This is a genomic window from Cupriavidus sp. 05N38 (assembly GCF_056397345.1).
This window is the reverse complement of the sequence record NZ_JBFTNF010000045.1, coordinates 1-20,768: the sequence shown is the minus strand read 5'-3', so window position 1 is coordinate 20,768 and position 20,768 is coordinate 1. Positions and strand designations below refer to the sequence as shown.

19 protein-coding genes and 1 pseudogene are annotated in these 20,768 nt (G+C 66.3%); 9 read left to right on the top strand and 11 right to left on the bottom strand.

The window, feature by feature from the left end; genetic code table 11:
* Position 1: 1 nt before the first annotated feature.
* The 5 genes from AC1DK4_RS27405 (at position 2) to AC1DK4_RS27385 (ending at position 5,290) form a co-directional block, all read left to right on the top strand.
* A complete protein-coding gene (locus tag AC1DK4_RS27405) occupies positions 2-1,036 on the top strand; it encodes a quinone-dependent dihydroorotate dehydrogenase (RefSeq protein WP_441616086.1) in 1,035 nt (344 codons plus the stop codon).
* Positions 1,037-1,126: 90 nt separating this feature from the next.
* Entirely contained in the window at positions 1,127-2,185 is a 1,059-nt protein-coding gene (locus AC1DK4_RS27400) for an aldo/keto reductase (protein WP_441616088.1), read from the top strand.
* Between the two features lie 282 nt (positions 2,186-2,467).
* Positions 2,468-3,439, top strand: a complete 972-nt coding sequence (locus AC1DK4_RS27395; protein ID WP_441616090.1) for an ABC transporter substrate-binding protein — start codon at positions 2,468-2,470, stop codon at positions 3,437-3,439.
* A gap of 161 nt (positions 3,440-3,600) precedes the next feature.
* Positions 3,601-4,494, top strand: a complete 894-nt coding sequence (locus tag AC1DK4_RS27390) for an ABC transporter permease (protein WP_441616092.1) — start codon at positions 3,601-3,603, stop codon at positions 4,492-4,494.
* Between the two features lies 1 nt (position 4,495).
* On the top strand, positions 4,496-5,290 hold the full coding sequence (locus tag AC1DK4_RS27385) for an ABC transporter ATP-binding protein (protein WP_441616094.1): 795 nt from the start codon (positions 4,496-4,498) through the stop codon (positions 5,288-5,290).
* 102 nt (positions 5,291-5,392) lie between these two features.
* On the opposite strand, the gene AC1DK4_RS27380 is transcribed toward AC1DK4_RS27385, so the two are convergent.
* The 3 genes from AC1DK4_RS27380 to AC1DK4_RS27370 form a co-directional block, all read right to left on the bottom strand.
* The gene (locus tag AC1DK4_RS27380) at positions 5,393-5,668 is read right to left on the bottom strand and encodes a hypothetical protein (RefSeq protein ID WP_441616095.1); all 276 of its coding nucleotides are present in this window, start codon (positions 5,666-5,668) and stop codon (positions 5,393-5,395) included.
* On the bottom strand, positions 5,665-7,077 hold the full coding sequence (locus AC1DK4_RS27375) for a LutB/LldF family L-lactate oxidation iron-sulfur protein (RefSeq protein ID WP_477131901.1): 1,413 nt from the start codon (positions 7,075-7,077) through the stop codon (positions 5,665-5,667). The genes AC1DK4_RS27380 and AC1DK4_RS27375 overlap by 4 nt, the downstream gene beginning before the upstream one ends.
* Before the next feature lie 73 nt (positions 7,078-7,150).
* The gene (locus tag AC1DK4_RS27370) at positions 7,151-7,876 is read right to left on the bottom strand and encodes a (Fe-S)-binding protein (protein ID WP_441616099.1); all 726 of its coding nucleotides are present in this window, start codon (positions 7,874-7,876) and stop codon (positions 7,151-7,153) included.
* Positions 7,877-8,115: 239 nt separating this feature from the next.
* On the opposite strand from AC1DK4_RS27370, the pseudogene AC1DK4_RS27365 reads away from it, so the two are divergent.
* The 3 genes and pseudogenes from AC1DK4_RS27365 to AC1DK4_RS27355 all read left to right on the top strand — a co-directional run.
* Positions 8,116-8,880, top strand: a pseudogene (locus tag AC1DK4_RS27365) (IclR family transcriptional regulator); the annotation flags it as partial.
* 176 nt (positions 8,881-9,056) lie between these two features.
* Positions 9,057-9,785 carry a FadR/GntR family transcriptional regulator gene (locus tag AC1DK4_RS27360; protein WP_441616103.1) on the top strand — a complete coding sequence of 243 codons (729 nt, stop codon included), beginning with the start codon at positions 9,057-9,059 and terminating at the stop codon, positions 9,783-9,785.
* A 29-nt stretch (positions 9,786-9,814) separates the two neighbouring features.
* Positions 9,815-11,227 (top strand): FAD-binding oxidoreductase, encoded by a 1,413-nt coding sequence (locus AC1DK4_RS27355; protein ID WP_441616105.1) that lies wholly within the window; start codon positions 9,815-9,817, stop codon positions 11,225-11,227.
* 121 nt (positions 11,228-11,348) lie between these two features.
* On the opposite strand, the gene pbpG is transcribed toward AC1DK4_RS27355, so the two are convergent.
* The 5 genes from pbpG to AC1DK4_RS27330 form a co-directional block, all read right to left on the bottom strand.
* The gene (gene pbpG, locus AC1DK4_RS27350; RefSeq protein ID WP_477131900.1) at positions 11,349-12,557 is read right to left on the bottom strand and encodes a D-alanyl-D-alanine endopeptidase; all 1,209 of its coding nucleotides are present in this window, start codon (positions 12,555-12,557) and stop codon (positions 11,349-11,351) included.
* 287 nt (positions 12,558-12,844) lie between these two features.
* Entirely contained in the window at positions 12,845-13,546 is a 702-nt protein-coding gene (locus AC1DK4_RS27345; RefSeq protein ID WP_441616109.1) for a nitroreductase, read from the bottom strand.
* A gap of 26 nt (positions 13,547-13,572) precedes the next feature.
* Positions 13,573-14,025 (bottom strand): acyl-CoA thioesterase, encoded by a 453-nt coding sequence (locus tag AC1DK4_RS27340; protein ID WP_441616111.1) that lies wholly within the window; start codon positions 14,023-14,025, stop codon positions 13,573-13,575.
* A gap of 20 nt (positions 14,026-14,045) precedes the next feature.
* The gene (locus tag AC1DK4_RS27335) at positions 14,046-14,951 is read right to left on the bottom strand and encodes a DMT family transporter (RefSeq protein ID WP_441616113.1); all 906 of its coding nucleotides are present in this window, start codon (positions 14,949-14,951) and stop codon (positions 14,046-14,048) included.
* Positions 14,948-15,901, bottom strand: a complete 954-nt coding sequence (locus tag AC1DK4_RS27330) for a histone deacetylase family protein (RefSeq protein WP_441616115.1) — start codon at positions 15,899-15,901, stop codon at positions 14,948-14,950. The genes AC1DK4_RS27335 and AC1DK4_RS27330 overlap by 4 nt, the downstream gene beginning before the upstream one ends.
* A gap of 398 nt (positions 15,902-16,299) precedes the next feature.
* Here AC1DK4_RS27330 and phaP1 point away from each other — a divergent pair, with 398 nt between their 5' ends.
* Positions 16,300-16,878, top strand: a complete 579-nt coding sequence (phaP1, locus tag AC1DK4_RS27325) for a TIGR01841 family phasin PhaP1 (protein ID WP_441616117.1) — start codon at positions 16,300-16,302, stop codon at positions 16,876-16,878.
* A gap of 411 nt (positions 16,879-17,289) precedes the next feature.
* Here phaP1 and lpdA read toward each other — a convergent pair whose 3' ends face one another.
* From lpdA to AC1DK4_RS27310, 3 genes are all read right to left on the bottom strand, one after another.
* Positions 17,290-19,074 carry a dihydrolipoyl dehydrogenase gene (lpdA, locus tag AC1DK4_RS27320; protein WP_477131899.1) on the bottom strand — a complete coding sequence of 595 codons (1,785 nt, stop codon included), beginning with the start codon at positions 19,072-19,074 and terminating at the stop codon, positions 17,290-17,292.
* A 28-nt stretch (positions 19,075-19,102) separates the two neighbouring features.
* Positions 19,103-19,720 (bottom strand): Ntn hydrolase family protein, encoded by a 618-nt coding sequence (locus AC1DK4_RS27315; RefSeq protein WP_441616121.1) that lies wholly within the window; start codon positions 19,718-19,720, stop codon positions 19,103-19,105.
* Positions 19,721-19,815: 95 nt separating this feature from the next.
* On the bottom strand, positions 19,816-20,768 hold a 953-nt coding region (locus AC1DK4_RS27310), incomplete at its 5' end, for a dihydrolipoyllysine-residue acetyltransferase (RefSeq protein WP_477131898.1).

The window sequence follows — 20,768 nt, the reverse complement described above, 5'->3', positions numbered from 1 at the left end:
CGTGCTGAACGCGCTCTACCCCCTGTTTCGCCCCGCCCTGTTTTCGATGGATGCGGAGGATGCCCACCACTTCACCCTGAACAACCTGCGGCGCGCCAAACGCCTGGGGCTGGCGGGCTGCCTCGGCAACACCATCGCCGACGACCCGCGCACCGTGATGGGCGTGCGCTTCCCCAACCCTGTCGGCCTGGCCGCCGGGCTGGACAAGGATGGCGCCTATATCGACGGGCTGTCCGCCTTCGGCTTCGGCTTTATCGAGGTGGGCACCGTGACGCCGCGCGCGCAGGCCGGCAATCCGCGCCCGCGCATGTTCCGCCTGCCGCAGGCCGATGCGCTGATCAACCGCATGGGCTTCAACAACGGCGGCGTGGACGCCTTCATCGCCAACGTCAATGCGTCCGAATGGAAAGCCAGGGGCGGTGTGCTGGGCCTGAACATCGGCAAGAACGCCGACACCCCGATCGAGCGTGCGGTGGACGACTACCTGCACTGCCTGGAGCGCGTCTATCCGCACGCCAGCTACGTCACGGTCAACATCTCCTCGCCCAATACCAAGAACCTGCGCCAGCTGCAGGGCGCGAGCGAGCTGGACAGCCTGCTCTCCACGCTCAAGGACGCGCAGCAGCGCCTGGCCGACCAGCACAAGCGCTATGTGCCGCTGGCGCTCAAGATCGCCCCCGATCTCGATGCCGACCAGATCGGCAATATCGGCGACGCCCTGGTCCGCCACCGCATCGACGGCGTGATCGCCACCAACACCACCATCGCGCGCGACGCGGTCAAGGGCATGCCGCACGGCGAGGAAGCCGGCGGCCTGTCCGGCCGGCCGGTGTTCGCGGCTTCCACGCGCGTGGTGGAAGGCCTGCGCGCGGTGGTCGGCGACGCGGTACCCATCGTGGGCGTGGGCGGCATCTTCAGCGGCGCCGACGCACGCGCCAAGATCGCCGCCGGCGCGCAACTGGTGCAGGTGTACAGCGGACTGATCTACCGCGGGCCGGCACTGGTCAAGGAATGCGCGGACGCGCTGCGCGCCTGACGCGCACGGCCGCACGCCGGCATACTGCCGTAGCCGTATCGTCTGCGCCTCGCACTCGTCCACCCCACCCTCAGCGTGACAAGGAACGCCATGGAAACCATCCGTCTGGGCCGCAGTGACCTGCAGGTCTCGCGCATCTGCCTCGGCACCATGACCTTCGGCGAGCAGAACACCGAAGCCGAAGGCCACGACCAGCTCGATTACGCCGTGTCGCGCGGCATCAACTTCATCGATACCGCCGAGATGTACCCGGTCAAGCCGCGCGCCGAGACCTACGGCAGCACCGAGCGCATCGTCGGAAGCTGGCTCAAGCGCCAGCAGCGCGACCGCATCGTGCTGGCCACCAAGGTCGCCGGCCCGGCGCGCATGCCGTGGATCCGCAATGGCGGCGACCTGACGCCGGAGAGCATCCGCGCCGCCGTGGACGCCTCGCTGGCGCGCCTGCAGACCGACTACATCGATCTCTACCAGATCCACTGGCCGGCCCGCAACGCGCCGATCTTCGGGCAAAAGCAGTTCGACCCGGCCAAGGAGCGCGAATGCGCGTCGGTCCAGGCCCAGCTCGAAGCCATGGGCGAGCTGGTGCGCGCCGGCAAGATCCGCTACGTGGGGGTGTCCAACGAGACGCCGTGGGGCGTGGCGGAGTTCGTCAAGCAGGCCGAGCTGCACGGCCTGCCGCGCATCGCCACCGTCCAGAATCCGTACAACCTGCTCAATCGCAGCTTCGAGCAAGGCACGGACGAGGCCTGCTTCCGCACCGACGTGAGCCTGCTGGTGTACAGCCCGCTGGCCTTCGGCCAGCTGACCGGCAAATACATCGGCGGCACGCCCGAGCAGCCGGTGTTCGACACGCAGGCCCAGGGACGCCTGACGCGCTTCCCGCCCGAGTGGAGCCCGCGCTACCTGCGCCCGGACAGCCTGGCCGCCTCGGCCCGCTACGTGAAGCTGGCGCGCGAACACGGCATCTCGCCGGCCACGCTGGCGCTGGCCTGGACCTACTCGCGCTGGTTCGCGGCGAGCACGATCGTCGGCGCCACTTCGGTGGAACAACTGCGCGAGAACATCGATGCCTGGCAGGTGCCGCTTTCGGCAGACATCGCCGCGGGTATCGAGCGCATCCACGCCGCGATCCACAACCCTGCCCAGTAAGCCCCTGCCGCGCCCGGCTTGCTCCCCACCGACGCACTAGAACGGGGCAAACCGGGCAAATCGCGCGGCGAAAATGGTATCCTCGCAGGCTTATCGCCGTCGCAACCGTGGCGCCGCAGCGAGGCGCCTGCCCGCCGCCAGGCGGCTCGCCACGCCACGGAGCGGCTGGCCCGTGCCGACCGGATCCGGTCGGCGGCCAGTCAGGACGGCGGACCGAGCCTGATCGGCAACAACGAACAGCGGCTTACCACCCAGAACCCATATCCGGGGGAGAACAAGACCATGAAGTGCCTGAAGACATCGACCAAGACCATCCTGGGCAGCGCCGTCGCCCTCGCGCTGCTGTACGGCGGCGCCGTGCAGGCCCAGACCGTCAAGGTGCTTTCGATCGTCGACCACCCCGCGCTCGACGCCATCCGTGATGGCGTGCGCGACGAACTGAAGACCGCCGGCTACGACGCCGACAAGAACCTGAAGTGGGAATACCAGAGCGCGCAGGGCAACACCGGCACCGCCGCCCAGATCGCCCGCAAGTTCGTCGGCGACCAGCCCAGCGTGATCGTTGCCATCGCGACGCCGTCGGCCCAGTCCGTGGTTGCCGCCACCAAGTCGGTGCCGGTGGTGTATTCCGGCGTGACCGATCCGGTCGCTGCCCAGCTGGTGAAGGGCTGGGGCGCTTCGGGCACCAACGTGACCGGCGTGTCGGACAAGCTGCCGCTGGACCGCCAGGTTGCGCTGATCAAGCGCGTGGTGCCCAAGGTCAAGACCGTGGGCATGGTCTACAACCCGGGCGAAGCCAACTCGGTGGTGGTGGTCAAGGAACTGAAGGCCTTGCTGGCCAAGGACGGCCTGGCGCTCAAGGAAGCCGCCGCACCGCGCACGGTTGACATCGGCGCCGCCGCCAAGAGCCTGATCGGCAAGGTCGACGTGATCTACACCAACACCGACAACAATGTGGTGTCGGCGTACGAAGCCCTGGTCAAGGTCGCCAACGAATCGAAGATCCCGCTGGTGGCGGCTGACACCGACAGCGTGAAGCGCGGCGCCATCGCGGCCCTGGGCATCAACTACGGCGACCTCGGCCACCAGACCGGCAAGGTGGTGGTGCGCATCCTGAAGGGCGAGAAGCCCGGCGCGATCGCCTCCGAGACCAGCGACAAGCTCGAACTGTTCGTGAACACCGGCGCGGCCGAAAAGCAAGGCGTGACGCTGTCGCCCGAGCTGATCAAGGAAGCGAAGACCGTCATCAAGTAATACGGCACGCTGACCCCGCGCGCCCTGGCGCGCGGTTGGCCCCGCCGCCGGCCTTACCCGGGCCCGCCCCGGAACGCCCGTGGCGCGCCGCCTGATCCGGGCGGCGCGCCAGGCGTTTCAGATCCGGCCCCCCGTGCCGGAAACAGCAACTGGATTTCCCCATGTCCCTCTTTTCCATCCTGGGTGCACTGGAGATCGGCCTGATCTTCAGCCTCGTCGCCCTGGGGGTGCTGATTTCCTTCCGCATCCTCAACTTTCCCGACCTGACCGTCGACGGCAGCTTCCCGCTGGGCGGCGCCGTGGCGGCCACGCTGATTGCCGCGGGCCAGGATCCCTTCGTGGCCACCGCGCTGGCGATCGTGGCGGGCGCCTTTGCCGGCTTCGTCACCGGCTGGCTCAATGTGCGCCTCAAGATCATGGACCTGCTGGCCAGTATCCTGATGATGATCGCGCTGTACTCGGTCAACCTGCGCATCATGGGCAAGCCCAATGTGCCGCTGATCACCGAATCCACCATCTTCACCATCCTGCAGCCTGACTGGCTGCCGGATTACATGTTGCGCCCCGCACTGCTGCTGGTCGTGGTGATCGTGGCCAAGCTCGGCCTCGACTGGTTCTTCTCCTCGCAGCTCGGCCTGGCCATGCGCGCCACCGGCGCCAACCCGCGCATGGCGCGCTCCCAGGGCATCGCCACCGGCCGCGCCACGCTGGCCGGCATGGCGCTGTCCAACGGCCTGGTGGCACTGGCGGGCGCGCTGTTCGCGCAGACCCAGGGCGGCTCCGACATCTCCATGGGCATAGGCACTATCGTGATCGGCCTGGCCGCGGTGATCATCGGCGAAAGCATCCTGCCGGCGCGCCGGCTGGTGTACACCACGCTGGCCGTGGTGCTGGGCGCCATCCTGTACCGCTTCTTCATCGCGCTCGCGCTCAACAGCGAGTTCATCGGCCTCAAGGCGCAAGACCTGAACCTGGTCACCGCCGTGCTGGTCACCGGCGCCCTGGTGCTGCCGGGCACCCGCAAGAAGCTGTTCGGCCGCAAGGGAGGTGCCTGAGATGCTGCGCGCACAAGACCTGAAACTCACCTTCAATCCCGGCACCCCGATCGAGACGCGCGCCCTGCGCGGCCTCAGCCTGGATATCCCGACCGGCCAGTTCGTGGCCGTGATCGGCTCCAACGGCGCCGGCAAGTCGACCTTCCTCAACGCCATCAGTGGCGACCAGATGGTGGACACGGGGCGCATCACCATCGATGACGTCGATGTCACCCGCAAGCCGGCCTGGGACCGCGCTCCCCTGGTGGCGCGCGTGTTCCAGGACCCGATGGCGGGCACCTGCGAGGCGCTGACGATCGAGGAAAACATGGCGCTGGCCATGGCGCGCGGCAGCCGCCGCGGCTTCCGCGCAGCGCTCAACAAGCCCTCGCGCGAGCTGTTCCGCGACAAGCTGCGCCTGCTCAACCTGGGCCTGGAAAACCGCCTGACGGACCGTATCGGCCTGCTCTCGGGCGGCCAGCGCCAGGCGGTCAGCCTGCTGATGGCCTCGTTGCAGCCCTCGCGCATCCTGCTGCTCGACGAGCACACCGCCGCGCTGGATCCCAAGACCGCCGCCTTCGTGCTGGAGCTGACCGCCAAGATCGTGGAAGAGAGCAAGCTCACCACCATGATGGTCACGCACAGCATGCGACAGGCGCTGGACTACGGCCAGCGCACGGTGATGCTGCACCAGGGACAAGTGGTGCTCGACGTCTCCGGCGAACAGCGTGCCGGGCTCGACGTGCCGGATCTGCTGCGCATGTTCGAGCAGACGCGGCATGAGCAGCTCGATGACGATGCGTTGCTGCTGAGCTGATCCCCGCTCCGGCACGAATGCAAAAGGCCCCCGCCATTCCCGGCGGGGGCCTTTTGCTTTTTCCCTTCCGGTGCGCGATGGCAGGGTCGGCGACGCCGATGCTCAGACGGTAGCCGCCTTGTCCAGCCACCGCTTCATCTGGTCGGTCACCGCCGAACTCGAGAATGAGCAGCTGTCCTGCGCGAACACGGCCGACATCTCCAGCCTGCGCAGCAGTTCTTCCATCGCCTGCCCGAACACGGGCGGCAGCGTCAGCGCGGGCGCGGCTTCGCGCCAGGCGCGCACCAGTGCGTCGGCGCCCAGCGAGCCGCCCAGATGCTGCTCCAGCGCCGCGCGCATGCCCGCCAGTGCTGTCGAATTTCCTGTAGAAGCACTCATCGGCGCGCCCTCCTTTCCTTGTAGAGTTCGCGGAACGTGCGGCCGCCGGGGGCCGGCATGTCGCGGGTTTCGGTCCAGCCGCGGCCAGCCATCGGCAGGCTGGCGATCAGCTTGTTGCTGCCGCCCATGCGCGCCAGCAAGCGCGCGCCGATGCGGGTGGCGAAAGCATAGAGGCCTGGCCGGCTGGCCACGTAGCCCCAGGCCTTCAGGCCGAGCCGCTCCTGCCAGGGCCGCAGGCCGCGCTCCATCTGTTTTTCGCGCAGCTTGCGCAGCAGGTCCGAGAGCGGGATCGAGGCCGGGCAAACGCGGTTGCATTCGCCGCACAGCGTAGCCGCCTGCGGAAGGTCCAGCGCATTGTTCAGCCCGACATAGCTAGGCGTCAGCACGCTGCCCATCGGCCCGGGGTAGACCCAGCCGTAGGCATGCCCGCCGATCTTCTGGTAGACCGGGCAGTGGTTCATGCAGGCGCCGCAGCGGATGCAGCGCAGCATCTCCTGGAACTCGCCGCCGATCAGGCCACTGCGCCCGCCGTCGACCAGCACGAAGTACATATGCTCCGGGCCGTCGCGCTCGCCTTCGGCGCGCGGGCCGGTGAGCAGCGAGAAATAGTTGGAGATCGCCTGGCCGGTGGCCGAGCGCGGCAGCAGGCGCATCACGGTGRCCAGGTCTTCCAGCGTSGGCARCACYTTCTCGATRCCGGTCACGGCCACGTGCACSCGCGGCATCACCGTGCACATGCCTTCGTTGCCCTCGTTGGTCACCACGGCCACCGAGCCGGTCTCGGCGATGATGAAATTGCCGCCGGTCACGCCCATGTCGGCCGAGAGGAATTCCGGGCGCAGCACTTCGCGCGCCTCTCGCGTCATCTCGGGAATATCGGTCAGGCGTGGCTTGTGGTGGACCCGGGCGAACAGGTCGGCGATCTCTTCCTTGTCCTTGTGCACCACCGGCGCAATGATGTGCGAGGGCGGCTCGGCATCGTTGATCTGCAGGATGTACTCGCCAAGATCGGTCTCGATGCTCTGCACGCCCATCTCGCCGAGCACCTGGTTCAGGCGCATCTCCTCGGTCACCATCGACTTGCTCTTGATGACCTTCTTCACGCCGTGCTTCTGCGCGATCTCCGCGACCAGCCGCGCGGCGTCGGCGGTGGTCTCGGCAAACAGCACGGTAGCGCCGCGGCGGGTGGCGTTTTCCTCGAAGGTGGCGAGCCACACGTCGAGGTTGTCCAGCGCGCGGTTGCGGCGCTCCTTGAGCGCTTCGCGCGTGGCATCGAAGTCGATGTCGCGGATCGCGTCGGCGCGCGCCGTGACGAACTTGGTGGAGAGCTTCTTGAGGTTCTGCTGCAGGCGCTGGTCGGCCAGCTTCTGGCCCGCGCGCGCCTTGAATTCCATGCTGCGAACTTGCATAGCGGGGATCTCGCTGAAGTCTGTCTGAGGTCGGTCTGAGGTCGGTCTGAGGTCTGTCGTCAGGCGGCGGCGCTCAGGCGTCGCCGGCCAGCACCTGCGCGATATGCAGGACCTGGGTACGCGTATCGCCCGTGCGGCGCAGGCGGCCTTCGATATTCAGGATGCAGCCCAGGTCGCCCAGCACCACGGCATCGGCGCCGCTGGCCTTGATATTGGCGCACTTCTCGTCGACGATGGCGGTCGAGATGTTGCCGTACTTGACCGAGAAGGTGCCACCGAACCCGCAGCACGCCTCGCAGTCCTTCATCTCGCTGAGCTGCACGCCGGGCAGTTGCGCCAGCAAGGCGCGCGGCTGGCTCTTGACGCCCAGCTCCCGCAGCCCGGAGCAGGAATCGTGGTAAGTGATGTGGCCGGCGAACTTCGAATCGAACTCGCCCAGCCGGGCGACGTTGACGAGGAAGTCGGTCAGCTCGAACACGCGGGCGCGCAGGGTTTCGTAGCGGCCGTTGAGCTCCGGGTCGTCGCGCAGCAGGTCGGCATAGTGATGCAGCACCATGCCGCCGCACGAGCCGGACGGGATCACCACGTAGTCGAACATCTCGAACTCGCGCAGGAATTTCTCCGCCAGGTCACGCGCCACGGCGCGCTCGCCAGAATTGTAGGCAGGCTGCCCGCAGCAGGTCTGTGCCTCGGGGACCATCACTTCGTATCCCGCCTTCTCCAGCAGCTTCAGCACCGAAAAGCCGATCTCCGGACGCATGAGGTCCACCAGACAGGTGGCGAACAGGCCAACTCGCATTGTTTCCCTTTTTTCCAGACCCCGAAACGTCGCAATTATGCGCTTTCGCGCACCGCGGCGCATCCCTCGGCTGGATGGCACGCGGGTAAATTTGCCAGCTTGCGCAAACGTCTGCGGCGATGCGCGCCGGCCGCGGAATGCGAGGTTTCGTGCGGCAATCGCATTTCACCTATTGAAATTTTCACAATGCGAGATAGAATCAGGCAACCGCTTAATTTGCCGCACGGCAACATTTCCCCATGGCAGAAGCAGAGAAAGAACCCGGCAAGACGTCCATCCAGGTCATCGAGCGCATGATGACCCTGCTGGACTCGCTGGCGCAGCATGCCGATCCCGTGAGCCTGAAGGAGCTGTCGCTGGCCACTGGCCTGCATCCCTCCACCGCGCACCGCATCCTCAACGATATGGTGGCCTGCCGCTTCGTCGATCGCTCCGATCCCGGCAGCTACCGGCTCGGCATGCGGCTGCTGGAACTTGGCAACCTGGTCAAGGCACGCCTGTCGGTACGTGACGCGGCGCTGGCACCGATGYGCGCGCTGCATCGCGTGACGGGACAGACCGTCAACCTGTCGGTGCGCCAGGGCGACGAGATCGTGTACATCGAGCGCGCCTACAGCGAACGCTCCGGCATGCAGGTGGTGCGCGCCATTGGCGGACGCGCGCCGCTGCACCTGACTTCGGTCGGCAAGCTGTTCCTGGCGGCCGACGAGGTTAGCCGGGTGCGCAACTATGCCACCCGTACTGGCCTGGCCGGCCATACGCGTACCTCCATCACCGACCCGGTCAAGCTCGAGCGCGAGCTCAACTGGGTGCGCACCAACGGCTACGCACGCGACAACGAGGAACTCGAGCTCGGCGTGCGTTGCATCGCAGCCGGCATCTATGACGATTCGCGCCGGCTGGTCGCCGGCCTGTCGCTGTCGGCCCCCGCCGACCGCCTGCAGGACAGCTGGCTGCAGAACCTGAAGGACACCGCGCTGCAGATCTCGCGCGGCATGGGCTACGCAACGCGCCGCCCGCGCCTCGTTCTATCCTCGCTTCCTCCCTTTCCCTGCCTTCTTCCCCGCTCGCCGTCGCGCGCCTTGCGTACCGGATTCGCCGGCTGTCTGCGACTGCCTCGCGTCTTTAAAGGGTTTACCCGTGGTTTTCAGATAACCTGAATAGCCGTATGCTGCGGGGCATGCGAACCAAGGCCATTACGCTTACCGAACAGGTCACCCAGCAATTGCGCGCGGAGATCGCGGACGGAATCCATCCCGTCGGCGCCCGCCTGCCCTCGGGCAAGCAGCTCGCAGAGCGCTACGGCGTCAGCCCCGCCGTGATTCGCGAAGTCACGGAGCACCTGCGCTCGCAGGGACTGGTGGAAAGCCGTCAGGGGCTCGGCAGCACGGTGTTGTCCCGTGTCGGCAACGCCGGCTTCCGGCTGCCGCAGGAAATCGGCATGGACCGCGACGAGCTTGCCAGCATCTACGAGCTGCGGCTCGACCTGGAGAGCGCCGCCGCGGCCCTGGCCGCGCAGCGGCGCACCGCGGCAGACTTGACGCACATGCAGGCGCTGCTCGACCAGCTTGCCACGCAGTTGCACGACCCGCACCGCAGCGTAGAAGCCGATACGGCCTTCCATGTGGCAATCGCGGCGGCCACGCACAATCCCTACTACCTGCAGCTGCTGCAATACCTGAACCTCCAATTGCACCAGGCCGTGCACGCGGCGCGGCTCAATACGCGCCAGCAGGAAGGCTTGTCGGAGCAGGTCCACCAGGAACACCTGGCCATCTTCCATGCCATCCGCGCAGGCGACGCCGGGCGCGCGTGCGCGGCCGCGGTATCGCACCTGCAAGGCGCGGCCGTACGGCTGGGCCTGCCGATCGCATCGCGCATCCCGAATCCATCCCATCCAGCGGCCTGAGCCGCGCCGTCCTACCGGATTGAACCACCATGCAAAATCCCGCTTTCCTGCCCCGCCTGGTCGAAGCCCTGGGCCCCGACGTGGTCGCCACCGAGCCTGACCAGGTAGCGCCCTGGCTTGCCGACTGGCGCGGCCTCTACCGTGGCAACGCTCAGGCCGTGGTACGGCCGCGCTCGGCGGATGACGTGGCGCGCTGCCTGGCACTGTGCCAGCAGGCGGCGGTGCCGGTGGTGCCGCGCGGCGGCAATACCGGGCTGTGCGGAGGCGCCGCGCCGGACAGCAGCCCCGCCAACGTCGTGCTGAGCCTGGACCGCATGAATGCAATCCGCTCGATCGACACCATCGCCAACACGATGGTGGCCGAAGCCGGCTGCATTCTCGGCAACCTGCGGCGCGCGGCGGCCGAGGCCCATCGCCTGCTGCCGCTCAGCCTGGCGGCCGAGGACTCCTGCCAGATCGGCGGCAACCTCGCGACCAACGCCGGCGGCGTCAACGTGGTGCGCTACGGCATGACGCGCGAGCTGGTGCTGGGCGTGGAAGCCGTGCTGCCGAACGGCGAGATCTTCCATGGGCTGCGCGCCTTGCGCAAGGACAACACCGGCTATGACCTCAAGCAATTGCTGATTGGTTCGGAAGGCACGCTCGGCGTGATCACGGCCGCCGCGCTGCGACTGTTCCCGCGCACCGATGCACGCTCAGTGGTGCTGGCCGCGGTGGCGTCGCCGCAGCAGTCGCTCGCGCTGTTCGAGCTGCTCTTTGAACAATGCGGCGCGCGCCTGCAGGCGTTCGAGTTCTTCACCGGCGATTGCGTCGACCTGGTCCTCAGGCATGCCGAAGGCGTCCAGGAACCGTTCGGCCAGCGCTATCCGGCCTACGTGCTGGTGGAACTGGCGGACACCACCGACGAGGAGGCGCTCAACGCGCTGCTCGAACGCGTGATTGGCGAAGCGCTGGAGCGCGAACTGTGCCTGGACGCGGCGGTTTCGGCCTCGCTCGCGCAGCTGCAAGGCTTGTGGAAACTGCGCGAGGAAATCTCGGAGGCGCAGCGTGCCGACGGCCCGCACCTGAAGCACGATGTCTCGCTGCCGATCGAACAGATCCCGGCGTTCATGGTGTCGATGGAGACGCGCCTGAAGGCGCTCAGCCCCAGCATCCGCCCGTTTATCTTCGGCCACTTCGGCGACGGCAACCTCCACTACAACCTGTCGCGTCCCGCCGGCGCCGAGCGCGACTGGGCGGCCGTGCACGGCAAGGCGCTGAGCGCCGAGGTGCTGGACGAAGTGGCGCGCTACGGCGGCAGCATCAGCGCCGAGCACGGCATCGGCCAGCTCAAGCGCGATGATTTCCTGCGCCTCAAGGATCCGCTGGAGCTGCGCCTGATGCAGGGCATCAAGCAGTTGCTCGATCCGGCCGGCATCATGAATCCCGGCAAGCTGCTCTGAGCGCCCTGCCCGCGTGCGCTACCCAACAAAAAACGCGCCGTCACCGGCGCGTTTTTTGTTCTTCGAATTGCGCGGACCGATGGCCAGGCTCGCCGCCTGGCCGCTCACTCCGGGGCCGCCATCAGATGCCAYGAGGCTGCTGGGCGGCCAGAACCGCCTGGGGGCTGTTGGGCGTCCCTTGCGTCAGGTTGGGCGAGGTTGGGAAAGGGCGGGCCGGGCTGGAGGGCGAATGCTCCAGCCAGTCCTTCACGCGGGTTGCGTCGGCGAAACGCGAGAGCTTGCCCACCGAATCGAGGAACACCATCACCACGTTGCGGCCGTTCACGCGCGCCTGCATCACCAGGCACTGGCCAGCCTCGGAGATAAAACCGGTCTTCTGCAGGCCGATCTCCCAGTTGCCGCCTCGCACCAGGCGGTTGGTGCTGACGTAGTGCTGGGTGCGGCCAAGCACATTGACTTCATGCTCGGTCTGCGTGGAGTACTCGCGGATGGTGGGATTGCGGTAGGCCGCGTTGACCATGCGCACCAGGTCTACCGCGCTCGAGACATTGCTGCTCGACAGACCGCTGGAATCGACGAAGTGGCTGTCGTTCATGCCCAGCTCGCGCGCCTTGCGGTTCATCGCCTGCACGAAGGCCGGCAAGCCGCCCGGGTAGCTGCGGCCCAGCACGGATGCAGCACGGTTCTCGGAAGACATCAGCGCCAGCAGCAGTAGTTCCTGGCGGCTGAGCTGCGTGCCGAAACGCAGGCGCGAGCTGCTGTGCTTCTCGTTGTCGCGATCGTCTTCGCTGATGGTGAGGACTTCATCCATCGGCAGGTGCGAGTCCATCACGACCAGTGCCGTCATCAGCTTGGTGATGGAGGCGATGGGCAGGACCGCAGCGGAATTCTTCTGGAACAGCACCTCGTTGGTGCTCTGGTCCATCACCAGCGCCACGCTGGAACGCAGCGCCAGCGCATCTTCCGTGTTGCGCAGGCCGAGCGCCTCGCCGAGCGACGGCTTGGCCGGCGTGAACGCCGCATGCACCGGCATCGCCTGGCGTTGTGCGATCACATGGCGCTTGCCGTTCCTGAGCACGACCACCTTGCGCGTGGTAACGCGCTCGGCAGTGCTGGCAGCCTGCTTGGATTTAGAGGAATTTGCCGATTTTTTTTCGGACTTGGAGACTTTTGTCGACTTTTTGCTGGATTGTGCCGTTTCCGATTTGGTGGCGGCATCGACCGTGGGGGCGGCCAGCATGGAGACGGTCAGCAGCATGGAAGCCGCTACCGTCGTCAGAGGGACAGAGCCGAAGAATCTGGAGAATAGGGTGGAATCAGACCGGAACATGATTCATTCAGCGCGCAGCTAGGATGGCGCCAGTTTAGGAAAAAAAGAAATTGTTAGCAAGATTAAAGACTTACGAAGCCTCTTTAAAGTTCGATTTGCAAACAATTCCACATTATGAAAAAAGCGGGTCAGACATCACACAACACGTGGCGCTCGCCCGACTCGGACTGTGGTAATTCCACCGCAAGCACGCACCACGCCAGCCCGGATCGAGAAGGCATCCGGCGACCGGAAAAAACGGGTTGCGCACTGCATCGATACACGACGGTTACTCTGCTATCTGCTCCTCAAGAAAGAAAACGCGCGAACTCGCTTACCGGTTCACGCTCCGTACTAAGGGTATTCTCTATGGCCGCCGGGTCGGCATGGCCCAGCGACATGCCGCAGACCACCATTTCGTCCGCCGTCAGCCGCAAGTGGCGGGCAATGACCGCATGGAACTGGGTGAACGCAGCCTGCGGACAGGTATCCAGGCCGCGCGCACGCGCGGCCACCATGATGCTTTGCAGGAACATGCCGTAGTCCAGCCAGCTGCCCTGCTCCAGGATGCGATCGATGGTGAAGATCATGCCCACCGGCGCGCCGAAGAACGTGAAGTTGCGCGAATGCTGCGCACGCATGCGGGCATTGTCCTCGCGGCTGATCTGCAGCAGGCTGTACAGGTCCCAGCCGACCTTGCGGCGGCGGTCGATATAGGGCGTGACCCACTCGCGCGGATAGTACGGATATTCCTCGCGGTATTTGCTGTCGCGCTGCGGATCGTCATAGGCGGCGAGCACGTCGGCCGACAGCCTGAGCTTGGCGTCGCCGGTCAGGACGTACACCCTCCACGGCTGCACGTTGGTGCCGGAAGGGGCGCGGCTGGCCACGGCCAGGATCTCGTTGACCACTTCGCGCGGCACCGGCGTATCGAGGAAAGCGCGCACCGAGCGCCGCGTGACGATGGCCTGGTCGACCAGCATGGCATCCCGCTTCTGCTGCGAATCCATACACCTGGGCTCCTTTGCGCCTCGTCTCACTGCGCCGCGGCAGGCGCTTCGTCCACCAGCGCCTGCAGGGCATTGCGCAGCGCGGCCGGCAACGGCACCGGGCGGCGCGTGGCGCGGTCCACATAGACATGGACGAAATGCCCTTGCGCGGCGGCAATCTCTTCGTCGTTGCGGAACAGGCCGACCTCGTAGCGCACGCTCGAATTGCCCAGCCGCGCCACGCGCAGCCCGGCCACCACCGTGTCGGGGAAACTCAGTGCGGAGAAATAATTGCACTGCGTCTCGATGACCAGCCCGATGGTTTCGCCAGCTTCGATGTCGAGCACGCCCTGCCGGATCAGGTAGGTGTTCACGACGGTATCGAAATAACTGTAGTAGATGACGTTGTTGACGTGGCCATAGACATCGTTGTCCATCCAACGCGTGGTGATCGGCTGGAAGTGGCGATAGGCGCTGCGGAGATCGGCGTTCGGCTTCATCGGGGCACGGTATGGAGGGATTAGCGGCGGATCACCAGGGCTACGCCGCCGGCGGCGAGGGCCATGCCAAGCGCGGCCAGCGGCGGAAAGCTCTCGCCGAACAGCAGCCACGCCATGGCGGCCGTGGTGGGCGGCGTGAGGTACATCAGGCTCGACACCTTGGTGGCCGCGCCCTGGCGGATCAGCAGGAAGAGCAGCGAGATGGCGCCGATGGACAGCGCCACCACCGACCAGGCCAGCGCGCAGATCATCTCGGCATTCCAATCGACATGGCGCGTCTCGGTCAGGAACATGAACGGCAGGCAGGCCAGCGCAGCCGCGGCAAACTGGATCACGGAACCCATGCGCAGGTCGAATACCGGGCAGTACCGCTTCTGGTAGAGCGTGCCGAAGGTGATCGAGAACAGCGCCCCCACCGCCAGCAGCAGACTCGGCACGGACAAGCCGGTGGCGGTGAGCTTGTTGGCCACCACCAGGCCGACGCCGGCGAGGCCGAGCAGCAGCCCCAGCCATTGCCGCCGGCGAATGGTCTCGCCCATGCGCGCGGCCGCCACCGCGGTCAGGACCGGTTGCATGCCGACGATCAGCGCCGACACCCCCGCCGGCATGCCCAGCTTGACCGCAGCCCATACGCCGCCCAGGTAGCCCGCCTGCAGGAACAGGCCGGCCAGCGCGATATGCCCCACCATGCGCCAGTCAGTGGCGCCGCCGCGGCGCGGCAGCCGCACCCGCGCCGCCACCACGAAGGGCACCATCAGCACCAGGACGCCGGCAAAGCGCAGGAACAGGAAGGTCATGGGCTCCGCATGCGGCATGCCGTATTTCGCCACGATGAAGCCGGTGCTCCAGATGACGACGAACAGCCAAGGCATGGCCGCCACCCACAATGTGCCGCGCAGCGCGCCGGCCTGGCTGCCGGCGCTCATCGGGAGACCGCCTGCGCAATGCCACCGGCGGTGGCCGGGTTCGGGCGCGCCGCATAGCGCGCTTGATACCGGGCCGCCAGCCCGATGGTTTGTGCGTGTACCGCCACGGTGTCCTCGATATGGTTGCCGTAGCCGCCGGCCATGGCCACGGCTACGGGCAGGCCCCGTCGCAGGGCGGCATCGAACACCAGGGTGTCGCGGCGGGCCAGGCCGGCGAGCGTCAGCTTGAGGCGGCCGAGACGGTCGCCCTCATGCGGATCCGCGCCGGCGAGATAGATGATCAGGTCCGGCGCGAAGCGCGCGAACAGCGTATCGAGCGCACCTTGCAGCGCCTCGGCATAGGCGTCGTCGTCGCAGCCGTCTGGCAGGCCCACGTCGAGGTCGCTCGCTTCCTTGCGGAAGGGGTAGTTCTTCTCGCCGTGCAGCGAGAGCGTGAAGACGAAAGGGTCATCACGCAGGATGGAGGCGGTGCCATTGCCCTGGTGCACATCCAGGTCCACCACCGCCACGCGTGTCACGAGGCCATCGCGGCGCAGCTGGCGCGCGGCGATGGCGGCATCGTTGAAGACGCAGAATCCGCCGCCCTTGTCGGCATAGGCATGGTGCGTGCCGCCGGCCAGGTTGACGGCAATGCCCTCGCGCAGCGCGGTGCGGCAGGCCTCGATGGTGGCGCCGGCCGAGCGCCGCGAACGCTCCACCATCGCCTCCGACCATGGGAAGCCGATCTCGCGCTGGCGCGCCGCATCGAGCTGCCCGCGCGAGACGCTATCGACATATTCGCGTGTGTGCGCCAGCAACAGGGCGTCGTCCCCGGCACGCGGCGCCTCGACCAGCGCCAGCCCGGCAACGTCGCGCACGACCGCCTCCCTCAGCATGCTGTACTTGCACATCGGGAAGCGGTGGCCCTCGGGCAGGGGCAGGACGAAATGATCAGCGTAGAAGGCAAGCATGAAGGGAAACCGGCGGCGGACGACCGGTTGCATCGACACAGGCAGCGATTCCGGCAGACCGCGATGGTAGCACCGCCCCGCCCCGGGCGTCCGCGCAGAACGATCGGCAAGTGGCGGCAGCACCTCACGATATGACCAGCCGGCGTGACCCTTCTGCTACTTGCCGATGGGTTCAGCGAAACTTCTTTGTGCAATGCACAAGAAGCGCTTGACACCCGATTTCTTTCCCCTAGAATAGGAATTGTTGCGGCGCACCATCCGAGTTTGCCAGGCAAACGGAACGCGCCGATAACCCCCAACGCCTGGGGCTGGCAGACGAAAAGTTGTTGTTCGTCATGGCTTTGACATCTGGGCGGCCTAATTTTGCATGATCTTGAACTTCATTTTTGGAGACTCGCATGAACTTCACCCCGGAACAAGTCGCCGCGGCGCAAAAAGCTAATCTGGAAACCCTGGTTGGCCTGACCACCAAGGCCTTCGAAGGCGTTGAAAAGCTGGTCGAACTGAACCTGCAAGTGGTCAAGGCCACTTTCGCCGAAAACGTCGACAACGCCAAGAAGGCGCTGTCCGCCAAGGACCCCCAGGAATTCCTGGCCATCCAGGCTTCGCTGGTGCAGCCGGTCGCAGAAAAGACCCTGGCCTACAGCCGTCACCTGTACGAAATCGCTTCGGAAACCCAGTCGGAATTCACCAAGGTGGCTGAAGCCCAACTGGCCGAAAACTCGAAGAAGGTGCAATCCCTGGTCGAGAACCTCGCCAAGAATGCACCGGCCGGTTCGGAATCGACCGTGGCCATCGTGAAGTCGGCGATCAGCGCCGCCAACAACGCCTACGAGTCGGTCCAGAAGGCCACCAAGCAGGCTGTTGAAATTGCTGAAAGCAACTTCCAGGCAGCCGCTTCGGCCGCCACCAAGGCCGCCCAGCAAGCCAGCGCCACGGCTCGCACCGCGACCAAGAAGGCTCCGACCGCCGCCTAAGCAGCGCGCACGGTAGACGAACCGGCTTCGGCCGGTTCGTTGGCAAAGCGCCGCTGGACCGTCCAGTGCGTTTTGCCAACGAAGGGACTCAGGAACCCGGTGAGGCAACCAGCCCCCCAAGTCCCCTGCCCTCGACCGATGTCTCCTCGGTATCCCGGTTTCCTTGTATTCCAGTACCGTTAATGCCCGGCCATGCGCCGGGTTTTTTTGTGCGCGCGGCGCGCAGCCACCGGCACACCGCCCGGGTTCGCCCCCTCCCCCGATTCCATGCCGCCCCACCTCTGGCAGCGAGGTTTTTCTCGCGGCAGAGCCGCGCAGGATTGTGGTTTAAAACGCTTGGCCGTTAATTGCAAAGCTTGAGAAAAGAAAGCCCACCGCGAAGGGTGGGCTTTCATCTTGCTGGCCGGTTGCTCAGCGCTTGCGCGGCGGCGGCACGTCGGTGCAGACGCCTTCGTAGATCTCCGCGGCCATGCCGATCGACTCGCCCAGCGTCGGGTGCGGGTGGATCGTCTTGCCGATATCGACGGCATCCGCGCCCATCTCGATGGCCAGGCAGACTTCGCTGATCAGGTCGCCGGCATGCATGCCGACGATGCCGCCACCGATGATGCGGTGGGTTTCCTCGTCGAAGATCAGCTTGGTGAAGCCTTCGTCGCGACCGTTGGCGATGGCGCGGCCGGAGGCAGCCCAGGGGAACACGCTCTTGGCGTACTTGACGCCCTGCTCCTTGCACTGCTCTTCGGTCAGGCCGGCCCAGGCCACTTCCGGATCGGTATAGGCCACCGACGGGATCTGCTTGACGTCGAAGTAGGCCTTCTCGCCGTGCGCGGCCTCGGCGGCGACGTGCGCCTCGTGCACGGCCTTGTGCGCCAGCATCGGCTGGCCGACGATGTCGCCGATCGCAAAGATGTGCGGCACGTTGGTGCGCAGCTGCTTGTCGACCTCGATGAAACCACGGTCGGTCACGGCCACGCCGGCCTTCTCGGCACTGATCTTCTTGCCGTTCGGCACGCGGCCCACGGACACCAGCACCAGGTCATAGCGCTGCGGTTCGGCCGGCGCCTGCTCGCCTTCGAACTTGACGTAGATGCCATCGGGCTTCGCTTCCACGCCGACCGTCTTGGTCTTGAGCATGACCTTGTCGAAGCGCAGCTTGTTCATCTTGTCCCAGACCTTGACGAGGTCGCGGTCGGCGCCCTGCATCAGGCCATCCAGCATTTCCACCACGTCGATGCTCGCACCCAGCGTGCTGTACACGGTGGCCATTTCCAGCCCGATGATGCCGCCGCCGATGACCAGCATCTTGTTCGGCACCTCCGGCAGTTCCAGCGCGCCGGTGGAATCGACGATGCGCGGGTCTTCGGGGATGAACGGCAGCTTGACCGCCTGGCTGCCGGCCGCGATCACCGCCTTCTCGAAGCGGATCACGGTCTTCTTGCCGGTGGTGGCCTTGCCGTCGCCCTCGGTCTCCTGCACTTCCAGGTGATGCGGGTCGAGGAAGTTGCCGATGCCGCGCAGGACCTGCACCTTGCGTGCCTTGGCCATGCCCGCCAGGCCGCCAGTCAGCTTGCCGACCACGGTTTCCTTGTAGTGGCGCAGGCCGTCGAGGTCGATCTTGGCTTCGCCGAACAGGATGCCGTGGGCAGCCAGCGCCTTGGCTTCGTCGATCACGGCGGCGTTATGCAGCAGTGCCTTGGACGGGATGCAGCCCACATTCAGGCAGACACCGCCGAGCGTGCCGTAGCGCTCGACCAGCACGGTGTTCATGCCGAGGTCGGCGCTGCGGAAGGCGGCCGAGTAGCCGCCGGGGCCTGCACCCAGCACCAGCATGTCGCACGTGATATCGGCGCTGCCCGCATGCGTGGCGGYAGCCGGTGCCGGCGCGGCGGCAGCTACGGGGGCCGGCGCCGAAGCAGCCGGTGCCGGCGCAGCGGCCGGTGCGGCCGGCGCGGCCGCGGCGCTGCTTTCCACCGTGCAGATCACCGCGCCCTTGGCGACCTTGTCGCCCACCTTGACGCGCACCTCGACCACCTTGCCACCCGCCGATGCCGGCACGTCCATGCTGGCCTTGTCGGACTCGAGCACGATCAGCGACTGCTCCACCTCGATCGTATCGCCGGCCTTGACCAGCACCTCGATGACTTCCACCGCGTCGAAATCGCCGATATCCGGCACCTGGACTTCGATCACACTCATGCTTTGCTCCTCAAGGACGCGCCCCGCCTCAGATGTGGGCCGCGTCGTCGTTATTGGTTGCCCCGTCGCCGGGCATGTCGCGCAACTGCACCACCTGTACTTCGATCGGCCCCGCCGAACTCTTGTCGAACTCCACCCCCGCGTCCACGCCGATGCCGGCAATGTCTGCCGCGCTCAGCTCCGGCCGGTCGAATACCGCGTGCATGGCGCCGAGCGCATAGTTGCGCCCCGAGCCGATGCCCCAGAAACGATCGAAGGAGAACACTTCGCGGTACGAATAGACGCCGAAGATACCCGCCGGGTTGGCGATCAGGCAGACGATCTGCGACGACTCGTAGGGGTCGTCCTCGTCTTCCTTGGTGTTGATGAAATACTCGTTCTTGAGTTTTTCATGCACCTTGAGAAAAGTCCGGAAGACATCGTCCCGCGAGCCCAGCCGGCAGTCCTCGCCCAGCCCGGCCAGCAGGCTGCGCATGACCGGGAAATGCGCGGTGGTCCCGGCCAGCGCCACGAAGCTCTCGCCCACCGGGAACACCTTCTGGTTGCGCTCATAGGCACGCGTGAGCCGCGTGTCGCCGAACGTCACCAGCGCATCGGCTGCAATCGCCACTTCACCGGCCTTCTTGACGACAACGCAGGTGGTCATGGATTTCGCTTCCTGTTGGCGGCGATCAGGGGTCGGCGGACAGTAGTCCGGCGGTTGGAAGGCACGCGCGGCGAACCGCGCGCGCCCTGCCCGCCTTAAAGGATGATGCGGCGGAAGTCCGCCAGCAGCTGGCCGATATACGCGTTGAAACGCGCCGCGTCGGCACCGTCGATGACACGATGGTCGTACGACAGCGACAGCGGCAGGATCAGGCGCGGCACGAACTGCTTGCCATCCCAGACCGGTTTCATGGCCGACTTGCTGGCGCCCATGATGGCCACTTCCGGCGCGTTGATGATCGGCGTGAAATGCGTGCCGCCGATGCCGCCCAGGGACGAGATCGAGAAGCAGCCACCCTGCATCTGGTCCGGCTTGAGCTTGCCGTCGCGCGCGGCCTTGGCGAGTTCGCCCATTTCCCGGCTGATCTCGATCACGCCCTTCTTGTCCGCGTCCTTGAGCACCGGCACGACCAGCCCGTTCGGCGTATCGGCCGCGAAGCCGACGTTGAAGTACTTTTTGTAGACGAGGTTGTCGCCGTCGAGCGAGGCATTGAAGTTCGGGAACTTCTTCAGCGCCGCCACGGTGGCCTTGATGATGAAGGCCAGCATGGTGACCTTGACGCCGGACTTCTCGTTTTCCTTGTTCAGCTGCACGCGGAAGGCTTCCAGCTCGGTGATGTCCGCCTCGTCATTGTTGGTGACGTGGGGAATCATGACCCAGTTGCGGTGCAGGTTGGCGCCCGAGATCTTCTTGATGCGCGACAGCGGTTTGCTGTCCACCTCGCCGAAGCGGCTGAAATCGACCTTCGGCCACGGCAGCAGGTTCAGCCCTGCGCCGCCGGCCGGGGCAGCCGCGGCTTGCGCCGGCGCCGCGGCCTGGCCGCTCATCACACCCTTGACGAAGGCCTGGACGTCGTCCTGGGTGATACGGCCCTTGGGACCGGTGCCCGCCACGCGCGACACGTCCACGCCCAGTTCGCGCGCGAACTTGCGTACCGAGGGGCTGGCGTGGGCGGCGCTGCCAGTCACGCCGGAGGACGGCGCGGCGG